At 61.3% G+C, this 6354-nt stretch carries 4 protein-coding genes; all 4 read left to right on the forward strand.

Annotation, left to right across the window (positions count from 1 at the left end; genetic code table 11):
• The first annotated feature begins 311 nt into the window (after positions 1-311).
• Positions 312-854 carry a hypothetical protein gene (locus AC04P6_RS02895; protein WP_475565092.1) on the forward strand — a complete coding sequence of 181 codons (543 nt, stop codon included), beginning with the start codon at positions 312-314 and terminating at the stop codon, positions 852-854.
• A gap of 140 nt (positions 855-994) precedes the next feature.
• Positions 995-2080, forward strand: a complete 1086-nt coding sequence (locus tag AC04P6_RS02900) for an isocitrate/isopropylmalate dehydrogenase family protein (protein ID WP_475565089.1) — start codon at positions 995-997, stop codon at positions 2078-2080.
• A gap of 52 nt (positions 2081-2132) precedes the next feature.
• A complete protein-coding gene (gene acnA / locus AC04P6_RS02905; RefSeq protein WP_475565090.1) occupies positions 2133-4784 on the forward strand; it encodes an aconitate hydratase AcnA in 2652 nt (883 codons plus the stop codon).
• 116 nt (positions 4785-4900) lie between these two features.
• Positions 4901-6354 (forward strand): Tat pathway signal sequence (locus AC04P6_RS02910; protein ID WP_475565091.1); only part of this gene is annotated, 1454 nt, incomplete at its 3' end.

Here is a 6354-nt window from a genome sequence, read left to right on the forward strand (position 1 = left end):
GCAGTTAAGCCCCTCCTCGCCGAAAGTACTGCGGTGTAGTCCGTGGGAGGATAGGGCGTCGCGCTCATGGGGGGCATTTCCATGCCATGGCCCGTCCCGCGCATGCGGGGCGGGCCTTTTTGTTTTGCCTGCTCAGCAGGCTACTATGCTCTTGCATGGGTGTGTCTTTGCACGGCGGCTGTCTCGCTTTTAGGCAAAAGCCCAATGTTGAGGTAAAATTTGAAAGATACTATTGCGCGGTAGAAGGAGTCTATGTGAGCGATAAAGAAGCTATCGATCAGGCAATCAAAATTGCAGCTTCGCGAGAGGGCATGTTGAAGAAGGTCGTGAACGAGCTCTCGGGTTCTTCGCGTCGTGCCAGGCAGAATGCGGCAGCAGTTGTTGCCGGCGTGGCCAAGAAAGACGCCAACAAGGTGCTCGCCTATGTCGATGATATCGTCGATGCGCTCAATCGCCCCGAGGCTCAGACGAGGTGGGAATGCCTGGAAGCGCTCACGCAGATCGTCGACATCGAATCGCGCGTATGCGACAAGGCCATCCCCGGCGCCGAAACGGCCCTGTTCGACGAGGATAGTGGTCCCGCCCATTTGGCCGGCATGCGTTTCCTCTGCAAGCTTGGTGCCACCACCGAAATCCGCTCCGAGAAGACCTGGCCCCTCATCGACGAAGCCATTCAGTGCTATCACGGCGATGTCGAGTTCCAGGAAATGCTCGTAGCCGTCATCGGCTTCTCGGAAGGCAAGCTTGCCCCTTCGGTAAAAGAGCAGCTGAAAGAGCGTATGGAGTTCGACGCGAAGAACGGCAAGGGCGCGCTCAAGCATCGAGCCCAGCAGATTATCGATAACCTTTCGTAGCAACATTCGCGGTAAGCGGTTGCTATATACGGAATTGGCGCGGTGATTTCCGTGCCAATTCTTTTTTGTTTGGCATCTATGGTAGGAATAAGAAACACTACTGCACACTAAAGTACACAGACGAGGCTGAAGGAGACCAGATGGCACAGCACACTGTTACACTCATTCCCGGCGATGGCATTGGTCCCGAGACGAGCGGCGCAATGCAGCGCGTTCTCGAAGCAGCTGGAGCCGAAATCGAGTGGGAAATCGCTGAAGCCGGCGCGCATCTTATGGAAGAGTACGGCACTCCGCTGCCGCAGAGCACGCTCGATGCCGTGAAGCGCAACAAGGTCGCCATCAAGGGTCCCGTAACGACGCCCGTTGGCTCTGGTTTCCGCAGCGTTAACGTTGCCCTGCGCAAGGCGTTCGACCTGTACGTGAATCTGCGCCCCAACATCAGCATCGAAGGCGCTGGCGGCCGCTACGATAACGTCGACCTGGTCATCGTGCGCGAGAACACCGAAGACCTGTACGCGGGCATCGAGTTCGAGCAGGGTTCCACCGAAGCCGCCGAGCTCATCGAGTTCTGCTCGTCGCATAACGCCGGCGACATTCGCTCCGATGCCGGCATCTCCGTGAAGCCCATTTCCGTTACGGGGTCTCGCAACATCGTGAAGTACGCCTTCGAGTATGCCATCGCTCAGGGCCGCAAGAAGGTCACCGCCGTTCACAAGGCGAATATCATGAAGCATTCCGACGGCCTGTTCCTGCGCGTCGCGCGCGAGGTGGCCAAGGAATACGAGGGCCGCATCGAGTTCGAGGATAAGATCGTCGATGCCTTCTGCATGAACATGGTCATCGATCCCAGCCAGTTCGATGTCGTGGTTCTGCCGAACCTCTATGGCGATATCGCCAGTGACCTGTGCGCGGGCCTGGTGGGTGGCCTGGGCATTGCCCCGGGTGCCAACATCGGCAAGGATTACGCGATCTTCGAGGCCGTTCATGGTAGCGCGCCCGACATCGCCGGCCAGAACAAGGCCAACCCCACGGCCGAGATCCTCTCCGCGTGCATGATGCTCGACTACTTGGGCGAGCAGGAATGCGCTGAGCGCATCCGCGCTGCCGTGCGTGCCGTGTACGCCGAGGGCGAGCACCTCACGGGCGACATCCGCTGGGCCACCGGTTCCAGCAAGCCCGGCTGCAGCACGACCGAATTCACCGACGCCCTGATCGCGGCGCTGTAGGAAGAACATGCGGGGCTGCCTTTGCGGCCCCGCAATCGCTAGGAGAAGCTATATGTCACAGTTGAAGGAAACCGCGAAGCTTCAGGTCGCGGATAGGGAGTATCGCTACTATCCCGTGCAGGCGGTGGCAGGCGCCGAGCGTCTTCCGTATGCGCTCACCGTGCTGCTGGAAAACATTCTGCGCTGCGCCCCCGACGAGGAGACCGCCCAGCTTCTGGTGGGTCGTCTTGTCGAGGCCGGCACGAAGGGCCAGGCGGGCGAGGAAGTGGAATTCAGCCCTGCGCGCGTGCTCTTCCAGGACTTCACGGGCGTACCCGTGTTCGTCGATTTCGCGGTCATGCGCGAAGCGTGCGCTGCCCTGGGTGGCGACCCGTCGAAGATCAACCCCCAGGCTCCCTGCAACCTGGTAATCGACCATTCCGTCATTGCCGACAAGGCCGGCTGCGCGGGCGCTATGCAGGAAAACATCGAACTCGAGTTCCAGCGCAACCGCGAGCGCTACGACTTTCTGAAGTGGGCGCAGAGCTCGTTCCAGAACGTGAGCATCGTGCCTCCCGGACAGGGCATCTGCCATCAGCTGAACATCGAGCGCTTTGCGAAGGTCGTTATGACGCGCGATGCCGAAGAGGGCACGCTCGCGTACTTCGATACCCTCGTTGGCACCGACAGCCATACGCCCACGGCTAATGGCGTAGGCGTTCTGGGCTGGGGCGTTGGCGGCATCGAAGCCGAGGCTGCCGCTCTGGGCCAGCCCATCACCACGCTCGTTCCGCGCGTTATCGGCGTCGAGCTCACTGGCTCGCTGCCCGATGGCGTTTCCGCCATGGATCTTTCCCTGCGTTTCGCGCAGATGCTGCGCGCCGAGGGCGTTGTGGGCTGCTTCGTGGAATGCTTCGGCGAGGGCGTTTCGAACCTCACCGCCACGCAGCGCGCGTGCGTTTCCAACATGACGCCCGAATACGGCAGCACGTGCACGCTGTTTCCCGTCGACGAGCAGACGCTCGACTACCTGCGCGTCACGGGCCGCACGGAAGAGCAGATTGCCCTGGTGGAGGCATATGCGAAGGAGCAGAACCTTTGGAACGACGGGCGTGAGCGCTCGTACTCCAAGGTGCTTCGCATCGACCTTTCCACGGTTGAGCGCAGCATTGCCGGGCCGTCGCGTCCGCACGACCGCATTTCCTTCGCGGGTGCGCGCGATCGCTTCCAGGAGATTTGCTCCGAGCGCAACGTCGAAAGCGGCAAGGCTGTCACGGTGGAAATCGACGGTGCGAACTACGAGCTCACGCATGGTGCCATTGCCATCGCCGCGGTAACCAGCTGCACGACGGCAACCGACCCGGCCATGATGCTCGCATGCGGCATCGTTGCCAAGAACGCCGCGGAAGCGGGTCTCGCGCCCAAGCCGTGGGTGAAGACGATTCTCGCTCCGGGCAGCAAGGCCACCGAGCTCTTGCTCGAGCGAGCCGGCCTGATGGATGGCCTTCGCAAGCTGGGCTTCTACACGTGTGGTTTTGGCTGCATGAGCTGCATCGGCAACTCGGGTCCCGTTCTGCCCGCGCTGCATGACATCGCCGATGATATCGAGCTCGCAAGCGTGCTTTCTGGCAACCGCAACTTCGAGGGGCGCATTTCCCCCGACGTCGCGCAGAACTACCTGTCTGCCCCCGCGGGCGTTATCGCCTACGCGCTTGCCGGTACGCTCGATTTCGACTTCGAAACGCAGCCCTTGGGCGAAAACGCGCAGGGCGAGCCCGTGTTCCTGAAGGATATCTGGCCCACCAATGCTGACATTGCCGCGCTGCAGGATCAGGTTGTGAACCGCGCCCTGTTCGAAGACGGCGCGGAAGGCCTCTTCGATGGCGACGATGCGTGGAGGAGCCTTGGTCGCGAGCCGAGCGACCTGTTCGCATGGGATGAAAGCTCCACGTACGTGCGTCGTGTCACGTACTTCGACGGCATGACCGCTTCGCCCGCTGCTCCCGAGCCCGTGCGCGGCGCCCGCGCCATCGTGAACCTGGGCGACTTCATCACCACCGACCACATTTCGCCCGCCGGCGCCATCGCCGCCGATTCCGCGGCGGCGCGCTACCTGCGCGAACGTGGTGTCGACGATGCCGATTTCAACACGTATGGCAGCCGTCGTGGCAACCATGAGGTCATGGCCCGTGGCACGTTTGCGAACGTGAAGCTCGCCAACCTCCTCGCGGAAGGCCGTAAGGGCGGTTGGACGCGCGACATGACCGACGACGCCATCAAGCTCATCTTCGACGCTTCCGAGGCCTATCGCGCGGCTGGCGTGCCCCTGGTGGTGCTGGCCGGCAAGATGTACGGTAGCGGTTCCTCGCGCGACTGGGCGGCGAAGGGCCCCATGCTCCTGGGCGTGCGCGCGGCGTTTGCCGAAAGCTTCGAGCGCATCCACCGCAGCAACCTCATTGGCATGGGCGTGCTCCCGCTTCAGTACGAAGAGGGCCAGAGCACGGAATCGCTGGGCCTTGATGGTACCGAAACGTTCGATATCGACGACATCGACTTTAGCGAGGGGCTTCCCAAGCCCGCTCACGTGAACGTGCGCGCGACCAAGCCCGATGGAACTACGGTCGACTTCACGGCGCTCGTGCGCATCGATACGCCCACGGAGGGCGAGTACTACTATCACGGCGGTATCCTGCAGTACGTCATCCGCAATCTTGCCTCCGAATAGCAACGCGCGCCGAACGGCGTTCATATCGAATCGATAACGTGCGGGGCGAGCCTAGTGCTCGCCCCGTTTGCGCTGGTATACTTACGCGAAATGCAAGCTAATGAGGGAGTCTGAACGTGGACAAAAATCAAATGGACGAGTTCTTCCGCATGGTGGGTTTCGTGCCTCCCGAGGATGGGGCGCCCCATGCGTCTTCCTCCGCCGGGGAAACCTCTGGCGGGGAATCGAAGGGTTCCCGGGGGAAGCGCAAGGCGTCGCATGGCCAGCGGAATCACTTTGCAGGAGGCTCCAACGGCGGCGATGACCTGTCGAGCTTCTTCGAGGGCATTAGGCTTCCCAGTTGGAGGAAGCGCACGCTCATCATTGCGATTCTGGTGCTGCTTCTGGTGATTGCGGGTGCCTATTGGTGGTTCCATCCGCCTATCAATATCCATTCGATGGACCTGTGGACGTTCCTGGTGGTGTTCGTGCTCCTGCCGTCGTTCATCACGTTCAAGGCCCTTTCCGCGTCGTATAAGTCGGGCACGAACGCGCGTCCGAAGAACGCCGGCAAGGCGAAGTGCTTCAAGTGGCTATCGTGGGTGCCCGTGGCCGTGTTCGCGGTTGCCGTTCTGGGCTGGGCCGCGTCATATAGCATCTGGCCCGGCAACGCCGAAAAGTATTCGAGCATCCTGCAGATCGAGGATACCGATTTCGCAACCGACATCCAGGAACCCGACTACGACACGATTCCCGTCATCGACCGCGAAAGTGCCGTTCTCTTGGGCAACCGCACGCTGGGCGAAATTCCCGAGTACGTGAGCCAGTTCGAAATCTCGAGCCTGTATTCCCAGATCAACTACCAGGGCCGCCCCGTGCGCGTGAGCCCGCTGAACTACGCCGACCTCTTTAAGTGGTTCTACAACAAGGACACGGGCATTCCCGCCTACGTGGTGGTGGACATGGCGAGCCAGGACACGCAGGTCGTGCGACTCTCGCAGCCCATGTACTACTCCGAAAGCGAACCTCTCGAGCGCAACATCGATCGCTACGTGCAGCTGAAGTATCCCTTCTACATGTTCGAGGAGAAGAGCTTCGAAATCGACGAGGATGGAACTCCCTGGTGGGTTTGCCCCGTTCAGACGCGTACTATTGGCCTGTTCGGCGGTGAAACCATCGAGCGCGTGGTGCTGGTGAACGCCAGCACGGGCGAGTGCATCGACGTCCCCATCGACGAGTGCCCCGAATGGGTCGACCGTGCGTATCCCAGCAACCTGCTCATTCAGCAGTACAACTGGTACGGCAGCCTGCATAACGGCTGGCTGAACAGCTGGCTTGGCCAGAGCGGCGTCGTGCAGACCACGCCCGGCACCGATGGCGAGCTGGGGTACAACTACATCGCCAAAGACGACGACGTGTGGGTGTACACGGGAGTGACGAGCGCTACGAGCGACAACGCCATCGTTGGGTTCGTGCTCGTTAATCAGCGCACTGCCGAGGCTCACTACTACAGCGTGGCCGGAGCCACCGAGGAAAGCGCCATGAGTTCGGCCGAGGGCCAGGTGCAGAACCTCAAGTACGAGGCGACCTT

The organism is Denitrobacterium sp. (assembly GCF_056180635.1).